The organism is Streptomyces cyaneus (assembly GCF_004028635.1).
Lineage (GTDB): Bacteria > Actinomycetota > Actinomycetes > Streptomycetales > Streptomycetaceae > Streptomyces > Streptomyces cyaneus.
The window spans coordinates 1-18,274 of the sequence record NZ_RQJW01000004.1; the positions used below are offsets into that span (position 1 = coordinate 1).

At 68.4% G+C, this 18,274-nt stretch carries 10 protein-coding genes, 1 tRNA gene and 1 rRNA gene; 11 read left to right on the top strand and 1 reads right to left on the bottom strand.

Going from position 1 to position 18,274, the window contains the following annotated elements:
- Positions 1-2 precede the first annotated feature (2 nt).
- The 3 genes from rrf to EHO50_RS15345 all read left to right on the top strand — a co-directional run bounded on the left by rrf (position 3) and on the right by EHO50_RS15345 (position 1,048).
- Positions 3-119, top strand: a 5S ribosomal RNA gene (gene rrf, locus EHO50_RS15335).
- Between the two features lie 114 nt (positions 120-233).
- Positions 234-896 carry a DegT/DnrJ/EryC1/StrS family aminotransferase gene (locus EHO50_RS15340; protein WP_128431245.1) on the top strand — a complete coding sequence of 221 codons (663 nt, stop codon included), beginning with the start codon at positions 234-236 and terminating at the stop codon, positions 894-896.
- Positions 897-972: 76 nt separating this feature from the next.
- Positions 973-1,048: transfer RNA gene (locus EHO50_RS15345), tRNA-Thr, on the top strand.
- A 58-nt stretch (positions 1,049-1,106) separates the two neighbouring features.
- Here EHO50_RS15345 and EHO50_RS15350 read toward each other — a convergent pair.
- On the bottom strand, positions 1,107-3,857 hold the full coding sequence (locus EHO50_RS15350) for a SpoIIE family protein phosphatase (protein WP_128430728.1): 2,751 nt from the start codon (positions 3,855-3,857) through the stop codon (positions 1,107-1,109).
- A gap of 377 nt (positions 3,858-4,234) precedes the next feature.
- On the opposite strand from EHO50_RS15350, the gene EHO50_RS15360 reads away from it, so the two are divergent.
- The 8 genes from EHO50_RS15360 to EHO50_RS15395 all read left to right on the top strand — a co-directional run bounded on the left by EHO50_RS15360 (position 4,235) and on the right by EHO50_RS15395 (position 18,036).
- The gene (locus EHO50_RS15360; protein WP_128430730.1) at positions 4,235-9,709 is read left to right on the top strand and encodes a HAMP domain-containing protein; all 5,475 of its coding nucleotides are present in this window, start codon (positions 4,235-4,237) and stop codon (positions 9,707-9,709) included.
- 244 nt (positions 9,710-9,953) lie between these two features.
- Positions 9,954-10,634 carry a response regulator gene (locus EHO50_RS15365; protein WP_062700248.1) on the top strand — a complete coding sequence of 227 codons (681 nt, stop codon included), beginning with the start codon at positions 9,954-9,956 and terminating at the stop codon, positions 10,632-10,634.
- Positions 10,635-10,795: 161 nt separating this feature from the next.
- Positions 10,796-13,537 (top strand): DNA translocase FtsK, encoded by a 2,742-nt coding sequence (locus EHO50_RS15370; protein WP_246101179.1) that lies wholly within the window; start codon positions 10,796-10,798, stop codon positions 13,535-13,537.
- A gap of 281 nt (positions 13,538-13,818) precedes the next feature.
- Positions 13,819-14,649: a helix-turn-helix domain-containing protein gene (locus EHO50_RS15375; protein ID WP_128430732.1), complete on the top strand. Its 831-nt coding sequence runs from the start codon at positions 13,819-13,821 to the stop codon at positions 14,647-14,649.
- 94 nt (positions 14,650-14,743) lie between these two features.
- Complete coding sequence (rimO, locus tag EHO50_RS15380; protein WP_128430733.1) at positions 14,744-16,225, top strand: 30S ribosomal protein S12 methylthiotransferase RimO; 1,482 nt, start codon at positions 14,744-14,746, stop codon at positions 16,223-16,225.
- The gene (gene pgsA / locus EHO50_RS15385; RefSeq protein WP_128430734.1) at positions 16,222-17,004 is read left to right on the top strand and encodes a CDP-diacylglycerol--glycerol-3-phosphate 3-phosphatidyltransferase; all 783 of its coding nucleotides are present in this window, start codon (positions 16,222-16,224) and stop codon (positions 17,002-17,004) included. Before rimO ends, pgsA begins: the two co-directional genes overlap by 4 nt.
- Positions 17,001-17,546: a CinA family protein gene (locus EHO50_RS15390; protein ID WP_128430735.1), complete on the top strand. Its 546-nt coding sequence runs from the start codon at positions 17,001-17,003 to the stop codon at positions 17,544-17,546. Before pgsA ends, EHO50_RS15390 begins: the two co-directional genes overlap by 4 nt.
- 109 nt (positions 17,547-17,655) lie before the next feature.
- Positions 17,656-18,036: a helix-turn-helix domain-containing protein gene (locus tag EHO50_RS15395; protein ID WP_030960654.1), complete on the top strand. Its 381-nt coding sequence runs from the start codon at positions 17,656-17,658 to the stop codon at positions 18,034-18,036.
- The last annotated feature ends 238 nt before the right edge of the window (positions 18,037-18,274 follow it).

Sequence of the window (18,274 nt, forward strand, 5' to 3'; positions counted from 1 at the left end):
GTTTCGGTGGTTATAGCGTGAGGGAAACGCCCGGTTACATTCCGAACCCGGAAGCTAAGCCTTACAGCGCCGATGGTACTGCAGGGGGGACCCTGTGGGAGAGTAGGACGCCGCCGAACTCCTTTTAATAGGGTTGGACCCGGAACTTCGGTTCCGGGTCCAACCCTTTTTTGTTGTGCGTCACCTGGAGTTCACGTTCCGCAACCAACATCCCCCGTATGGGTACTGCTGCAATGCTCAGGGCCGCCGGCGTCGGAGTCGGTGACGAGGTTGTCGTACCGGCCTTCGGGAACGTCGAAGTCGCCGAAGCTGTTGTCCTGGCCGGGGCACTGCCGGTCTTCGCCGACATAGACCCGGTGACGTACTGCCTGGAAGCCGTGGCTGTCGAGGCGGTCGTCACCCCGCGGACGGCGGCCGTCGTCGCCGTACATCGCTTTGGTCGGTCGGCTGATATCGCGCGGTTGCACGAACTCGGCCAGCGGCGTGGGCTGTTGGTGTTGGAGCAGGGTGAGTCCGAGGCTCCGTACGACGAGGTCGCTCAGCGCAGGCAGCGGGCCTCGTATCTGGACGCGAAGTTGAGGGGTGTCCGGACGCCTGATGGCGGGGACGGGCACACCTACCAGCAGTACGTCGTTCGGGTGCCGGGGAACGGGCGGCCTGATCGGGACGCCTTCGCTCGGGCCGTGCGGGCCAGGGGAGTTGAGTGCCGGGTGCCGGTGAAGACGCCCGTACATCGACTGCCTGAGTACCGGCGGTGTGTGTCCCTGCCGGAGACCGAGCGGGCCGCTGATGAAACGTTGGCTCTGCCTGTCGACGCCTCTTTGACGAAGCGGGACATGCAGCGGATCGTGTCGGCCTGCAATGCGCTCGGAGGACTGCTCCAACCCGCCTTCTGATGGAGTTGGGAGCACGGGTGTGTTCGGGGTATGATCTATTCCGTTGCCGCGAGGGAAACTTCGCAAAAGGTGACAGGCCCCTATAGCTCAGTCGGCAGAGCGTCTCCATGGTAAGGAGAAGGTCAACGGTTCGATTCCGTTTGGGGGCTCCAGACAGAAGGCCCCGCCCATTCGGGCGGGGCCTTTCTCATGCCCTCCTTGTGTCTCTTCTCAGTCCTTGTGGATGCCCGGCACCCGCATCGCCAGGATCGCCATGTCGTCGGACGGGGCGTCCGAAGCGAAGCGTTCGACCGCGCGCATGATGCGGGCCGCTACCGCGCCCGCTGTCAGGCCCGTGCAGGTGGTGAGGACGTCGGTGAGGCCGTCGTCGCCCAGCATGCGGCTGCCTTCGCGGCGTTCGGTGACGCCGTCCGTGACACACAGGAGGACGTCGCCCGGGTCGAGGGTGACCGTCTGCTCGTAGAGCTCCAGGTCTTCCATGACGCCGAGGAGCGGCTGGGGCTCGGCGGCCGGCTCGACCGTGCCGTCCTGGCGGAGGCGGAGGGGGAGCGGGTGGCCGGCGCAGACCACCTTCAGCTCGGCGCTGCCGTCCTCCTGTGGCCTCAACTCGCCGTAGAGGAGCGTCAGGAAGCGGCTGCGCGCGCCCTCGTCGAGGATCGCGGAGTTCAGGCGCTCCAGGACCGCCGGGCCGCTGAGGCCCTCGCGTGCGAGGAGCCGTAGCGCGTGCCGGGCCAGGCCCGTGACCGCTGCTGCGTTCGGGCCCGTACCGCAGACGTCGCCGATGGCGAAGCCGTAGGCGCCGTCGCTGATCGGGAAGAGGTCGTAGAAGTCACCGCCCACCTCGTTGCCCTCGCCGGCCGCGCGGTAGATGACCTCGACCTCGACGCCGTCGATCTCGGGGAGCTCGGGCGGCAGGAGGCTGCGCTGGAGGGACTGGCTGATGGCTGTGCGCTCGGAGTAGAGGCGGGCGTTGTCCAGGGCCAGGGCGGCTCGGCGGCTCAAGTCCTCGGCGAGTTCCAGGATTTCCTGGCGGAAGTGTTCGTCGGTCGGCTTGCCGAGCGTCAACATGCCGATGACTCGGTTGCGGGCCACCAACGGCAGTACGACGGTCTCGCCGCCCACCGCGGACGCGGTGGCCAGGGTCGGGCCGATGCCCGTGCTGACCCGGTGTGGGGGCTCGCCCAGGCCCAGGCTGCGCATGGACGTGCGCAGGGCCGCCTGGTGGGCCGACTGGGCGGGGGCCGACCAGACGCGGGCGCCGGGGGTGGGGACCGGGTCCGGTGGGGCGATCTTCGACAGCAACGACTTAATGCCGTCGATGAGTTCCTCGTCCTCGTGCAGGACGTACGACAGATACGGCTCCGAGGCCTGATCGGCGATCGTGTAGACGGCGCACCAGGTGGCCAGGGTCGGGACCGTCATCTGGGCCATCAGGGCCAGGGTCTGGTCGCGGTCCAGAGTGCCGGCGAGCAGGTCGGAGGCCTCGACGAGGAAGCTGAGTGAGCCTCGGCGCAGGCGTTCCAGTTCGCCCAGGCGGGCCGATTCCACCGCCAACGCGATGCGGTCGGCGGCGAACTGCAGGCGCAGTGCCTCTTCGTTGGAGTATCTGGCCGGGGCCTCGGCGGCGACGCCGAGCGAGCCGGTGAGGCGGCCCTCGACCTTCAGGGGCACCGTGACGACCGAGCGCATGCCGGTGCCGTTCAGCAGGGGCACGGCGCCGGGGACCATGGTGAGGTCCTCATGGACGGCCGGCATGCGGGCGGAGCCGTAGCGGCCGGGGCCCGCTTCGACGGGCACGCGCGCGAAGCGCTGGCGGGCGGAGGGCAGCCCCGTCGATGCGCGGACCTCCAGCTCGGTCTCGTCGTCGGTCGCGAGGAGCAGGAACGCGGAGTCGCCGTCGAGCATGTCGCGGGCGCGTTCCACCGTGCGCTGGAGGAGGCCGTCGAGGTCGTCCGGGGCGGGGGAGCCGATGAATACCTCGAAGGGGTCGGTGCTCTGGCCCTCGGAGGTGGTGGACGTGTCGGAGGCCGGTACGCGCAACGGGGTCTGCAGGACGGCGCGTTCGTGGTCCCGGACCAGGAGGCAGACCGTGGAGGGTTCGCCGTCCGTGTCGCGGACGCGGAGGTGGGAGGCGTACACCGGGATGACGCGGCCGTTGGCGCCCCTTATGCCGTAGCTGCCCTCCCAGCGGGAGAGTTGGAGCGCCTCGGCGATACCGGTGCTGGTGCCCGGCGTGTGCGGCCAGGCCGCGAGGTCGGTCAGGGGCTTGCCGATGACCTGCTCGGCCGCATAGCCGAATAGATCGTCCGCGTCCTCGTTCCAGGACGAGATGGCGCCCGTACGGTCGATCTGGACCACTGCGACGCGGACGCGGCCGTCGGCGAGCGGGAGGAGGTCGGCGGGGAGGGACGGGCCGGCGGCGCGGGTGCCCACCGGGCGTTCGGGCAGGTCGAGTTGGAACCAGACCTGCTTGTGGGTGGGCGTGTACTCGACGCCCCAGCAGGCGGCCAGGGCCGCGCACAGCTGGAGGCCGCGGCCGCCCTCGCGGTCGGGGCTGCCCATGTTGACGGGGGAGCCCTGGAGGGGGATCTCCCGCTCCGGATACCGGTCGGCCACCTCGATCCGTACACCCTCGTCACTGCGCAGACACAGGACGTCCGCGGACGTACCCGCGTGGACGACGGCGTTCGTCACCAGTTCGCTGGTGAGGACGACGGCGTCGTCGACGATGTCGGCGAAGCCCCAGCCCTGGAGCGTGTCGCGGACGAAGGAGCGGGCGCTCGCGACTGATCGCCCGACGGGGTCGAAGGTGGCTGCCGCGCGCGCGGTGATCACAGAACTCCTCGTCCGGTTGTCGACGTGCAGGGCTCCGTGGCCGACCGGGTCGCGCCGCTGGTGCGGCATGCGCGCGCCCGTCGGCCGGTCCGGGGATGGTCCCCCCGGGATCAGTCCGGTGGTCATGTCCGGCTGCCCCTCCGATGCCCGCTCGTGCTCCTCCTGCCACCGCCCAGGCCGGACGGACCGGCGCGGCTGGACAGCCGCATGCAAGGTTACTTACCTTCGACGGCCATGCGGATGCCGGTCTGCAGTGTTTCCGTCCGGAGGGTGTGCGGACGATGTGCGAAGCTGCCGAACTGTTATGGCCGGGTTCAGCCAGGGTGAAACACTGGGCAAGCTTCTTGTGAAGGTCCGGGCAGGCTGAGTGTCATTCGCGTTCTGCGGGCAGCAGCACGTGGTGTGGCCTGGTATATCCGGCAGGAACGCCCAGCAGTAACGGGTACGCCGAGCAGTAGAAGCCGAGCACAGCAGTAACGGTCGACCCCTGCGGGAGGGACACAGTGGAGTCTGGCGCAGCGACGCGGGGCACTAAGACGCGCGCGAAAGGCGGACAGTCCCTGAAGAACGAGCGCAAGCCGCGCAACGGGACCACTGCGGTGGACACCGCTGCCCTGAACCGGCTGCTGGCGGCCTTGGTGTCGATGCGCGACGGGAACTTCAGGAAGCGGCTCACGGTGTCCGGGGACGACGTGATGTCCGAGATTGCGGCGGTCTTCAACGACGTGGCCGACCGCAATCTCCACCTGACCGGTGAGTTGTCGCGGGTGCGGCGCATGGTGGGCCGTGAGGGCAAGCTCACGGAACGGCTGGAGACGGGCGCCTGCGAGGGCTCCTGGGCGGCCGCCGTCGACAACTCCAACGCCCTGGTCGACGACCTTGTGCGGCCCGTCTCCGAGGTCGGCCGGGTGCTGTCCGCGGTGGCCGAGGGTGATCTGTCGCCGCGGATGGAGTTGCGGACGCAGGCGCCGGACGGGACCGGGCATCCGCTGCGGGGTGAGTTCCTCAAGGTCGGGCGGACTGTAAACAACCTTGTCGATCAGCTGTCGACGTTCACCGACGAGGTCACGCGCGTGGCCAGCGAGGTGGGCACCGAGGGCAAGCTCGGCGGGCAGGCACGCGTGCGTGGCATGTCGGGTTCGTGGAAGGACCTCACGGACTCCGTCAACACGATGGCGTACCGGCTGACTGCCCAGGTGAGGGACATCGCGCTGGTGACCACGGCGGTCGCCAAGGGCGATCTGTCCCGGAAGGTCACCGTGCATGTGGCCGGCGAGATGCTGGAGCTCAAGAACACCGTCAACACGATGGTGGACCAGCTGTCGTCCTTCTCCTCCGAGGTGACGCGAGTCGCGCGCGAGGTGGGCACCGAGGGCGAGCTCGGCGGGCAGGCGCAGGTGCCGGGTGTGGCCGGGGTGTGGAAGGACCTCACCGATTCGGTGAACCTCATGGCCGGCAACCTGACCGCGCAGGTGCGCGGTATCGCACAGGTGACGACCGCGGTCGCCAACGGTGACCTTTCGCAGAAGGTGACCGTCTCCGCACGCGGCGAGGTCGCTCAGCTCGCGGACACGATCAACCAGATGACCGAGACGCTGCGGATCTTCGCGGACGAGGTCACGCGCGTGGCCAACGAGGTCGGTGCGGCCGGACAGCTCGGCGGTCAGGCGAATGTGCCGGGTGCGGCCGGTACCTGGAAGGACCTGACGGACTCCGTCAACACGGTGTTCCGGAATCTCACCATTCAGGTGAGGGACATCGCCGCGGTCACAACGGCCGTGGCCAATGGTGATCTCTCTCAGAAGGTCACGGTCAACGTGGCCGGCGAGATGCTCGAGCTGAAGAACACCGTCAACGGCATGGTCGATCAGCTGTCGTCCTTCGGTTCCGAGGTCACGCGTGTCGCACGTGAGGTCGGTGTCGAGGGTGAGCTCGGTGGGCAGGCGCAGGTGCCGGGGGCCGCGGGGACGTGGAAGGACCTGACGGACTCCGTCAACACCGCGTTCCGGAATCTCACCGGACAGGTGAGGAACATCGCCCAGGTCACCACGGCGGTGGCCAACGGTGATCTGTCGCAGAAGGTCACCGTGGACGTCTCCGGCGAGATGCTCCAGCTGAAGAACACCGTGAACACGATGGTGGACCAGCTGTCGTCCTTCGCCGACCAGGTGACCCGGATGGCCCGGGACGTGGGTACGGAGGGCCGCCTCGGCGGTCAGGCGGTCGTACCGGGTGTGGCCGGGACGTGGAAGGAGCTCACCGACTCCGTCAACGGAATGGCAGGAAACCTTACGGCCCAGGTGCGGAACATCGCGCAGGTCACCACTGCGGTGGCCCGCGGTGATCTGTCCCAGAAGATCGACGTCGACGCACGTGGCGAGATCCTGGAGCTGAAGAACACCATCAACACGATGGTCGACCAGCTCTCCGGCTTCGCGGACCAGGTGACCCGGGTCGCCCGCGAGGTGGGCACCGAGGGCCGCCTCGGCGGTCAGGCGCAGGTGCCCGGTGTCGCCGGTGTGTGGCGGGACCTGACCGACTCCGTGAACGGAATGGCAGGAAACCTTACGGCCCAGGTGCGCAACATCGCCCAGGTCGCCACGGCGGTCGCCCGGGGTGACCTGTCGCAGAAGATCACCGTGGACGCGCGCGGCGAGATCCTGGAGCTCAAGAACACGCTGAACACGATGGTGGACCAGCTGTCGTCGTTCGCGGAGGAGGTCACCAGGGTCGCCCGCGAGGTGGGTACGGAGGGCCAGCTCGGCGGTCAGGCTGAGGTGCAGGGCGTCTCCGGCACCTGGAAGGACCTCACCCAGTCCGTGAACTTCATGGCGAACAACCTGACCATCCAGGTGCGTCAGATCGCCGAGGTCACGACCGCGGTCGCCAAGGGCGACCTGTCGAAGAAGATCACCGTGGACGCGAAGGGCGAGATTCTCGAACTCGTCACGACCGTCAACACGATGGTCGACCAGCTGTCCAGCTTCGCCGAGCAGGTGACCCGGGTGGCCCGTGAGGTGGGTACCGAGGGCATCCTGGGCGGCCAGGCGCACGTTCCGGGTGTCACGGGCATCTGGAAGGACCTCAGCGGCAACGTGAACCTGATGGCCAAGAACCTGACCATGCAGGTGCGGAACATCTCCCAGGTCGCGGCGGCCGTCGCCAACGGCGACCTGACGCGGACGGTGACGATCGAGGCGCGCGGTGAGGTCGCGCAGCTCGCCGACACCTTCAACACCATGGTGAAGACGCTGAGTTCGTTCGCCGACCAGGTCACCAAGGTGGCCCGCGAGGTGGGCACGGACGGCATCCTCGGTGGTCAGGCGCATGTGCCTGGTGTGGCCGGTACGTGGAAGGACCTCACCGAGTCCGTGAACCAGATGGCGTCCAACCTGACCGGTCAGGTGCGCAACATCGCCCTGGTCACGACCGCCATCGCCAAGGGCGACCTCTCCAAGAAGATCGACATTGACGCTCGTGGCGAGATCCTCGAACTCAAGACGACGATCAACACGATGGTCGACCAGCTGTCGTCCTTCGCCGAGGAGGTCACCCGAGTCGCCCGCGAGGTGGGCACAGAAGGACAGCTCGGCGGCCAGGCACGCGTGCGTGACGTCGACGGAACCTGGCGCGACCTCACCGAGTCCGTGAACGAAATGGCAGGAAACCTTACTCGGCAGGTGCGTGCCATCGCGCGCGTGGCGACCGCGGTGACCCGTGGCGACCTGAACCTGAAGATCGACGTCGACGCGTCCGGCGAGATCCAGGAGCTCCAGGACTACATCAACAAGATGATCGCCAACCTGCGCGACACCACGATCGCCAACAAGGAGCAGGACTGGCTCAAGGGCAACCTCGCCCGTATCTCCGCCCTGATGCAGGGCAGGCGGGACCTGGAGGACGTGGCCTCGCTGATCATGAGCGAGCTGACGCCGGTGGTGACGGCACAGCACGGCGCGTTCTTCGTCGCGATGCCACTCCTCGACGGCAAGGACATGAGTGCCGAGGCGGAGGACCAGTACGAGCTGCGGATGCTCGGTTCGTACGGCTACTCGATGGGCTCCATGCCTACGTCCTTCCGGCCGGGTGAGGCGCTCATCGGGACGGCCGCCGAGGAGAAGCGCACGATCCTGGTGGAGAACGCGCCCAGCGGCTATCTGAAGATCTCCTCCGGGCTCGGGGAGGCCCCGCCCGCGCAGGTGATCGTCCTTCCGGTGCTGTTCGAGGGCAAGGTGCTCGGCGTGATCGAGCTGGCGTCCTTCACGCCGTTCACGCAGATCCAGAAGGACTTCCTCAACCAGATCGCCGAGATGATCGCGACCAGCGTCAACACCATCTCCGTCAACACCAAGACCGAGGTGCTGCTGAAGCAGTCGCAGGAACTGACCGAGCAACTCCGTGAGCGCTCGGCCGAGTTGGAGAACCGGCAGAAGGCCCTCCAGGCGTCCAACGCCGAACTGGAGGAGAAGGCCGAGCTGCTGGCTCAGCAGAACCGCGACATCGAGGTCAAGAACACCGAGATCGAGGAGGCACGGCAGGTCCTGGAGGAGCGCGCCGAGCAGCTGGCCGTGTCGATGCGCTACAAGAGCGAGTTCCTCGCCAACATGTCGCACGAGCTGCGTACGCCGCTCAACTCGCTGCTGATCCTGGCCAAGCTGCTCGCCGACAACGCCGAGGGCAACCTCTCGCCGAAGCAGGTCGAGTTCGCCGAGACCATCCACGGCGCCGGCTCCGACCTGCTCCAGCTGATCAACGACATCCTGGACCTGTCGAAGGTCGAGGCGGGCAAGATGGACGTCTCTCCGACGCGTATCGCGCTCGTACAGCTCGTCGACTACGTGGAGGCCACCTTCCGGCCGCTGACCGCGGAGAAGGGCCTGGATCTGTCCGTACGGGTCTCGCCCGAGCTGCCCGCCACGCTGCACACCGACGAGCAGCGGCTCCTGCAGGTGCTGCGCAATCTGCTGTCCAACGCGGTGAAGTTCACCGACTCCGGGTCGGTCGAGCTGGTCATCCGGCCGGCCAGCGCGGACGTACCGATGAAGATCCGGGAGCAGCTGCTCGAGGCCGGTTCGCTGACCGAGGCGGACGCGCCACTGATCGCGTTCTCCGTGACCGACACCGGTATCGGGATCGCGGCCAGCAAGATGCGGGTGATCTTCGAGGCGTTCAAGCAGGCGGACGGCACGACCAGCCGCAAGTACGGCGGTACGGGGCTGGGGCTGTCCATCTCGCGGGAGATCGCGCAGCTGCTCGGCGGGGAGATCCACGCGCAGAGCGAGCCGGGACGCGGCTCGACGTTCACGCTGTATTTGCCGCTGCATCCGAGCGAACTGCCGCCGCACGGTTATCAGCAGCAGCTGCCGGCCCTCGACGCCGGCGACCTGGTGGCATCGGCGGCCGAGCTGGCGGAGCTGGCCGACGTGGAGATCGAGACGCCGGCCGAGGTGAGGTCGTACCGGGAGACGCAGAACGGCGCCGCCGCGCTCTTCAGGCGCCGCCGCAGGGCCGCGAGCGAGCTCGAACAGCGGCCGGCGCAGCCGGAGCAGTGGTCGGCGGCGGAGCAGAACGCGGCGTCGCAGTCGCGCCGGGGCATCCGGTTCGGCGGTGAGAAGGTGCTGATCGTCGACGACGACATCCGTAATGTCTTCGCGCTGACCAGTGTCCTGGAGCAGCACGGTCTGTCCGTGCTGTACGCCGAGAACGGGCGTGAGGGCATCGAGGTCCTGGAGCAGCACGACGACGTGGCAGTCGTCCTGATGGACATCATGATGCCCGAGATGGACGGGTACGCGACGACCACGGCGATCCGTAGGATGCCGCAGTTCGCCGGGCTTCCGATCATCGCGCTGACCGCCAAGGCGATGAAGGGCGACCGGGAGAAGGCGATCGAGTCGGGCGCTTCCGACTACGTCACGAAGCCGGTCGATCCCGATCATCTGCTGGCGGTGATGGACCAGTGGATGAGGGAGCAGTGACAGGAACCAACAGTGTTCACACGGAGTTGCTGACTCAGTGTGCTCGAAGCCGTGTAGAAGTGCGGGATTGGGGGAACCTTCTGGTCTCCCGCTACGTTTCTGCTACGTGCACAGTGACATCGCGGTGACAGGGTGTGGCGACAGGCGGGGTGCGGCTACCATGACCGGCACGAGGGCGGGCGGCGTAAGGGAGCCGTCCCCTGGGGCGGAGCCCGGTGCACTGCCGGGGCGAGGAGGGCGGGCCATGGTGCAGAAGGCCAAGATCCTCCTGGTCGATGACCGGCCGGAGAATCTGCTGGCGCTGGAGGCGATCCTCTCTGCGCTCGATCAGACCCTGGTGCGGGCATCGTCCGGGGAGGAAGCGCTCAAAGCACTGCTGACGGACGATTTCGCGGTCATTCTGCTGGACGTCCAGATGCCGGGAATGGACGGTTTCGAAACCGCGGCGCACATCAAGCGGCGGGAACGGACCCGGGACATCCCGATCATCTTCCTCACCGCGATCAACCACGGCCCGCACCACACCTTCCGTGGCTATGCGGCGGGCGCGGTGGACTACATCTCCAAGCCGTTCGACCCGTGGGTGCTGCGGGCGAAGGTCTCCGTGTTCGTCGAGCTGTACATGAAGAACTGCCAGCTGCGCGAGCAGGCGGCGCTGCTGCGGCTTCAGTTGGAGGGCGGCGGCAAGGCCGCAGGCGGGGACGCGAAGGAGCCGGCGGGCCTGCTCGCCGAGCTGTCGGCGCGGCTCGCCGCGGTCGAGGAGCAGGCCGAGGCCCTGTCCAAGCAGCTTGACGACGAGTCGGCAGACGCGGCGGCTGTCGCCACGGCGGCTCATCTCGAACGCAAACTCACGGGATTGCGGCGGGCACTGGACGCGCTGGAGCCGGGCACGGGGAGCGCCTCCTCGGTGCCCTCGCAGAACTGACCTCGCGGTGGCCCGCGTTGGCCGGCGGGCGATGTCGAGCCGTCCCGGGCGTTATCGGCCCGTGAACCGGCGTCAGTTCACTGCCTCCACAAGCGCGACACGAACGGGTGAAGCAGTGGGCACACGTGTCCGCTGCTTCCTCCACCGGTAACCTCACACCCATGGCCTCACGTCCCTCCGCAGCCAAGAAGCCGCCCGCAAAGAAGGCGGCCGCTTCCGCGAAGGCTCCGGCGAAGAAGGCCGCTGCCAAGAAAGCCCCCGCGAAGAAGGCGCCGGCCAAGAAGGCCGCGGCGAAGAAAGCCGTGCCCGCGCCCAAGCCGGCGCCTAACCCCACCGGGGGCATCTACCGGCTCGTGCGCGCCGTCTGGCTCGGGCTGGCGCACGCGGTCGGCGCGGTGTTCCGGGGCATAGGGCAGGGTGCGAAGAACCTCGACCCCGCCCACCGCAAGGACGGCGTCGCGCTGTTGCTCCTCGGACTCGGCCTGATCGTCGCGGCCGGCACCTGGTCCAATCTGCGCGGCCCCGTCGGCGATCTCGTCGAGATCATCGTGACCGGCGCGTTCGGCCGGCTCGACCTGCTCGTGCCGATACTGCTCGCGGTCATCGCCGTACGGTTCATCCGGCACCCCGAGAAGCCCGAGGCCAACGGCCGTATCGTCATCGGGCTGTCCGCGCTCGTCATCGGCGTGCTCGGCCAGGTCCACATCGCCGTCGGCTCGCCGGCCCGCAGCGACGGCATGCAGGCCATAAGGGACGCGGGCGGGCTCATCGGCTGGGGCGCGGCGACCCCGCTGACGTACACCATGGGCGAGGTCCTCGCCGTACCGCTGCTCGTGCTGCTCACGATCTTCGGGCTGTTGGTCGTCACGGCCACCCCGGTCAACGCCATCCCGCAGCGGCTGCGGCAGTTGGGTGTGAAGCTCGGCATCCTGCCCGACCCCGACGAGGACGACGAGTACACCGAGGACGAGCAGCGCTACGACGACCAGTGGCGCGAGGCGCTGCCCGCGTCGCGCGGCCGCAGGCGCCCCCCGGCCCCCGAGGCGTACGACCCCGACAGCGCCGAGCAGGAGGCCCTCTCGCGGCGTCGCGGCCGACCGAGGCGCTCTGCGGTGCCGCAGCCCGAGATGGACCGTCCCATGGACGCTGTGGACGTCGCAGCGGCCGCCGCTGCCGCTCTCGACGGCGCCGTCCTGCACGGGATGCCGCCCTCGCCGATCGTCGCCGACCTCACCCAGGGCGTGAGCGTGGGCGACCGCGCGGAGACCACCCCGGTGCCGACGCCCGTCCCTGCCGCGCGGCCCAAGCAGGAGAAGCTGCCCAAGACCGAAGTTCCGGATCTCACCAAGTCCGAGGTCCCGGACCTCACCAAGGCCGCACCCGACCAGATGCGGGACCTGCCGTCGCGTGCCGAACAGCTCCAGCTGTCCGGCGACATCACGTACTCGCTCCCGTCGCTCGACCTCCTCGAGCGCGGTGGCCCCGGCAAGTCGCGCAGCGCCGCCAACGACGCCATCGTCGAGTCGCTGACCACCGTCTTCACCGAGTTCAAGGTCGACGCCCGCGTCACCGGCTTCACGCGCGGGCCGACGGTCACGCGTTACGAGGTCGAGCTCGGCCCCGCCGTGAAGGTCGAGCGGATCACCGCGCTGACGAAGAACATCGCGTACGCGGTCGCCAGCCCGGACGTGCGGATCATCAGCCCGATCCCCGGCAAGTCCGCGGTCGGCATCGAGATCCCGAACACGGACCGCGAGATGGTCAACCTCGGTGACGTGCTGCGCCTCGCGGCCGCCGCCGAGGACGACCACCCGATGCTGGTCGCGCTCGGCAAGGATGTCGAGGGCGGCTATGTGATGGCCAACATCGCGAAGATGCCGCATGTGCTGGTTGCCGGTGCGACCGGTTCCGGTAAGTCGTCGTGCATTAACTGCTTGATCACTTCGGTCATGATGCGGGCGACCCCGGAGGACGTCCGCATGGTGCTGGTCGACCCCAAGCGCGTCGAGCTGACCGCCTATGAGGGCATCCCGCACCTGATCACGCCGATCATCACCAACCCGAAGCGGGCCGCCGAGGCGCTCCAGTGGGTCGTACGGGAGATGGACCTGCGGTACGACGACCTCGCGGCGTACGGCTATCGGCACATCGACGACTTCAACGAGGCCGTCCGCAACGGCAAGGTGAAGGCGCCGGAGGGCAGCGAACGCGAGCTCCAGCCGTACCCCTACCTGCTGGTGATCGTCGACGAGCTCGCCGACCTGATGATGGTCGCCCCGCGCGACGTCGAGGACGCGATCGTGCGCATCACACAGCTCGCGCGCGCGGCCGGCATCCACCTGGTGCTCGCCACGCAGCGGCCGTCGGTCGACGTCGTCACCGGTCTCATCAAGGCGAACGTCCCCTCACGGCTCGCCTTCGCCACGTCGTCGCTCGCGGACTCACGCGTCATCCTCGACCAGCCCGGCGCCGAGAAGCTGATCGGCAAGGGCGACGGGCTGTTCCTGCCGATGGGCGCGAACAAGCCGACTCGTATGCAGGGCGCGTTCGTGACCGAGGACGAGGTCGCGGCGGTCGTCCAGCACTGCAAGGACCAGATGGCGCCCGTCTTCCGGGACGACGTCACCGTGGGCACCAAGCAGAAGAAGGAGATCGACGAGGAGATCGGCGACGACCTCGATCTGCTGTGCCAGGCGGCCGAGCTGGTCGTCTCCACGCAGTTCGGGTCGACGTCCATGCTGCAGCGCAAGCTGCGCGTCGGGTTCGCCAAAGCCGGGCGGCTGATGGACCTCATGGAGTCGCGGGGCATCGTCGGGCCGAGCGAGGGCTCCAAGGCTCGTGACGTTCTTGTGAAACCTGATGAGCTGGACGGCGTGCTGGCCGTGATCCGCGGGGAGGCTTAAAGGGAGTCCGGGGCGGAAACGGGACGCAGTGATCGCCTTGCGGACGGGTGGGTGATGAGTCGATGTTCGATTGTGACTCACCCGTAAGGGATCATTGAGCAACCGTTCCCCTTCGGCGTACGTCAAGTTGAGGGAAGCGCGACAATCTCGTACTCCGTCATCGGCGTGTCCGGCCATTCCGATGGCGTACAAAGTCCCACCGCCCGGTTGCCCCACCCTTTCGTACCCCCCATAGACTGAACCTCCAGCACAGGTGGCTTAAACGCTCGAAAGGCGCCCCCGTGTCCATCGGCAACTCCCCTGAAGACGAGCGTCCGTTCGAAGACGTGTCCGACGAAGCCCGCCCCTCGATCGGCCGTGCCCTCCAGCAGGCGCGCATCGACGCAGGGCTGACCGTCGACGACGTCAGTAACGCCACCCGGGTCCGCATCGCCATCGTGCATGCCATCGAGGCGGACAACTTCGCTGCCTGCGGTGGCGACGTGTACGCCCGAGGCCACATCCGGACCCTGGCCAAGGCCGTCCACCTCGATCCGGCCCCGCTTCTCGCCCAGTACGACGACTCGCACGGCGGACGACCGGCGCCGACCCCGGCTGCCCCCCTGTTCGAGGCGGAACGCATCCGCCCCGAGCGGCGCGGGCCCAACTGGACCGCGGCCATGGTCGCCGCGATCGTCGCCGTGATCGGGTTCGTCGGGTTCACCGCGTTCAAGGGCGAGGACGAGGGTGGCAAGTCCTCGGTCGCCGAAGGCGGCCCGGCGCCGACGGCCGACAAGACCACGCCCACGCCGAAGACCGACAAGCCCAAGGACCCGAAGCCGTCGGACAGCGCCATCGCCGCCGTCCCGCAGGACAAGGTGACCGTCCAGGTCAGCGCCGCCGACGGCAGGAGCTGGGTCGGTGTCAAGGACCACAACGGCAAGCTGCTCTTCGACGGACTCCTCAAGCAGGGCGACTCCAAGACCTTCCAGGACGGCGAGAAGATCAACCTCGTCCTCGGTGACGCGGGCGCGATCGACCTGTACGTCAACGGCAAGAAGATCGAGGACGACTGGCAGCCGGGCGCCGTGGAGCGCCTCACGTACACGAAGGGCGACCCGCAGGCCGGATAAGTCGGGCTGAAGGGTTGAGCTGCGGACGGGGTTGACCAAGATCGGCCAACCCCGTCGACGTGGGCTGTCAGTGAGACAAAGTAGTCTTGAGCCCATGTCTGAACGCCGTACCGTCGCACTCGTCACTCTTGGCTGCGCCCGTAACGAGGTGGACTCGGAGGAGCTCGCAGGCCGCTTGGAGGCGGACGGCTGGGACCTCGTGGAGGACGCCGGGGACGCGGATGTCGCCGTCGTCAACACGTGCGGCTTCGTCGACGCCGCCAAGAAGGACTCCGTCGACGCCCTCCTGGAGGCCAACGACCTCAAGGGACATGGGAGAACCCAGGCCGTCGTGGCGGTGGGCTGCATGGCCGAGCGGTACGGCAAGGAACTCGCCGAAGCCCTCCCCGAGGCCGACGGCGTGCTCGGCTTCGACGACTACGCGAACATCTCGGACCGCCTGCAGACGATCTTGAACGGCGGCATCCACGCGGCCCACACCCCGCGCGACCGGCGCAAGCTGCTGCCGATCAGCCCGGCCGAGCGGCAGGAGTCCGCGGCTGAGGTCGCGCTCCCCGGTCATGCGCCCGTGGATCTTCCGGAAGGGCTCGCTCCGGCCTCCGGGCCCCGCGCGCCCCTGCGCCGCCGCCTCGACGGCGCCCCGGTCGCCTCGGTGAAGCTCGCCTCCGGCTGCGACCGGCGCTGCTCCTTCTGCGCCATCCCGTCCTTCCGCGGCTCCTTCATCTCGCGCCGCCCGAGCGACGTGCTGAACGAGACGCGGTGGCTCGCCGAGCAGGGTGTCAAGGAGATCATGCTGGTCTCCGAGAACAACACGTCCTACGGCAAGGACCTGGGCGACATCCGCCTGCTGGAGTCCCTCCTGCCGGAGCTGGCGGAGGTCGACGGCATCGAGCGTGTCCGCGTCAGCTACCTCCAGCCGGCCGAGATGCGGCCCGGCCTCATCGACGTGCTGACCTCGACGCCGAAGATCGCCCCGTACTTCGACCTGTCCTTCCAGCACTCCGCGCCCGACGTGCTCCGCGCGATGCGCCGCTTCGGCGACACCGACCGCTTCCTGGAGCTGCTCGACACCATCCGCGGCAAGGCCCCCCAGGCCGGTGTGCGCTCCAACTTCATCGTGGGCTTCCCCGGCGAGACCGAGGCCGACCTGGCAGAGCTGGAGCGGTTCCTGAACGGTGCCCGCCTGGATGCCATCGGTGTCTTCGGTTACTCCGACGAGGACGGCACGGAGGCCGCGACGTACGACAACAAGCTCGACGAGGACGTCGTCGCCGAGCGGCTGGCACGTGTCTCCCGGCTGGCCGAGGAACTCGTCTCACAGCGGGCCGAGGAGCGCCTCGGGGAGACCGTGCACGTGCTCGTGGAGTCGGTGGGCTCCGAGGACTCCGCGGAGGGCGCGTACGGCCGTGGCGCGCACCAGGCGCCGGAGACGGACGGCCAGGTGCTGCTCACGAGCGGCGAAGGCCTGAGCATCGGTCGTATGGTCGAGGCGAAGGTGGTCGGCACGGAAGGTGTCGACCTGGTGGCCGAGCCGCTGCAGGGCACGCTCGCGTGTAGTGAGGAGGCGGGCAGATGACCGGAGTTCCGGCGTCCGCCGCGGGTGGTTCCTCCCAGGCGGGTGCGGCTGGCAAGGCCAGTGCGGTGGGTTCGTCCAAGGGCGCAGGCTCGAACAAGGCCGCCGGTTCGAACACCGGCGGCGCCGAAGCCGATGTCCCCGGCGGTGCGAAGCCCGCGCGCGGCGGGAAGATCGCGGCCGCGGCTGTCAACCAGGCCAGCGTCTGGAACATCGCCAACCTGCTGACCATGCTCCGGCTGGTCCTCGTGCCCGCGTTCGTTGCGCTGATGCTGGCCGACGGCGGATACGACCCGGCGTGGCGCTCGCTCGCCTGGGCGGCCTTCGCCATCGCCATGATCACCGACCTGTTCGACGGCCATCTGGCCCGGGCGTACAACCTCGTCACCGACTTCGGGAAGATCGCCGACCCCATCGCCGACAAGGCGATCATGGGGGCGGCCCTGATCTGTCTCTCCGCGCTCGGCGATCTGCCCTGGTGGGTGACGGGCATCATCCTCGGCCGGGAACTCGGGATCACGCTCCTGCGTTTCATCGTCATCCGGTACGGCGTCATCCCCGCGAGCCGCGGCGGCAAGCTCAAGACCCTCATACAGGGCGTGGCCGTCGGGATGTACATCCTGGCGCTGACGGGGTGGCTGGCCACTCTGCGGTTCTGGGTGATGGCTGCGGCGGTCGTCCTGACCGTGGTGACCGGGCTGGACTATGTGAGACAAGCCATTGTGCTGCGCAGGCAGGGAATCGCCGAGCGCGAGGCTGCGTTGGAGGAGACGGAAGCGTGAGTTCCCGGGCCGCCGACGTCGTGCGACTACTCACAGTGAAGGGTGAGACGCTCGCTGTCGCGGAGTCACTGACCGGCGGACTGGTTGCGGCGGAGATCACAGCCACCCCTGGAGCCTCCCAGGCCTTCCGGGGGTCGGTGACCGCCTACGCCACCGAGCTGAAGCATCGGCTGCTCGGCGTCGACGCCACCTTGCTGGAGCAGCACGGAGCGGTGAATCCGCAGGTCGCAGCCCAGATGGCGGTCGGCGTGCGGAAGGCGCTGGGGGCCGACTGGGGCATCGCGACAACCGGCGTCGCGGGGCCCGAGACACAGGACGGGCACCCCGTCGGGACGGTTTTCGTGGCCGTGGACGGACCCGTCGGCCCTGGTTCCGGTTCCGCCGGTGGCGGAAAAGTGGAGGCCCTGCGGTTGAACGGCGACCGCGCGGAAATTCGTATGGAGAGTGTACGGAGCGTACTCGCGCTGCTTCTGACGGAGCTTGCGAGCGAACACACTGGGAATGAGCGGGCACAGGATACGGAACAGAACGGGGGGTTTTGATGTTTGCAGCCCTTAGTGAACACGACATCGCTCCCCGCACGGCCGCGGCGCAAGGCGGTACGGTGGGGCGTGAAGGATGCGGCTACGCGGTCCGAGGAGGGAGCCACCGATGATTCTGCTCCGTCGCCTGCTGGGTGACGTGCTGCGTCGGCAGCGCCAGCGCCAGGGCCGTACTCTGCGCGAAGTCTCCTCGTCCGCCCGAGTCTCACTCGGCTATCTCTCCGAGGTGGAGCGGGGGCAGAAGGAGGCTTCCTCCGAGCTGCTCTCCGCGATCTGCGACGCGCTGGACGTACGGATGTCCGAGCTCATGCGGGAAGTGAGCGACGAGCTCGCCCTCGCCGAGCTGGCCCAGTCTGCTGCGGCCACACCCAGCGAGCCTGTACCCGCGTCGGTCCGACCGATGCTGGGTTCCGTGTCGGTGACCGGTGTGCCACCGGAACGGGTGACCATCAAGGCGCCTTCCGAGGCGGTGGACGTGGTCGCCGCGTGACGGTGACGCCGGTGCGCGTGGGCTGACCACGCGCTGAGGAGTTGTGTGAGGCCCCGGCCAGGGCTTCGCCAGGGAGACCTGGGGAGTGCGGTCGGGGTTTCGTGCTGTGCGGGCTCTTTCTGGGGCCCTTCGTGGCCACATGGGCCGACATGGGCCGGTATGGGCCGGTATGGGCCCTCTCGAGGTCCGTTTGCCGGTGTGTGACCCGGCAGTCATCGTGGAGGGTGTGACGGCGCCT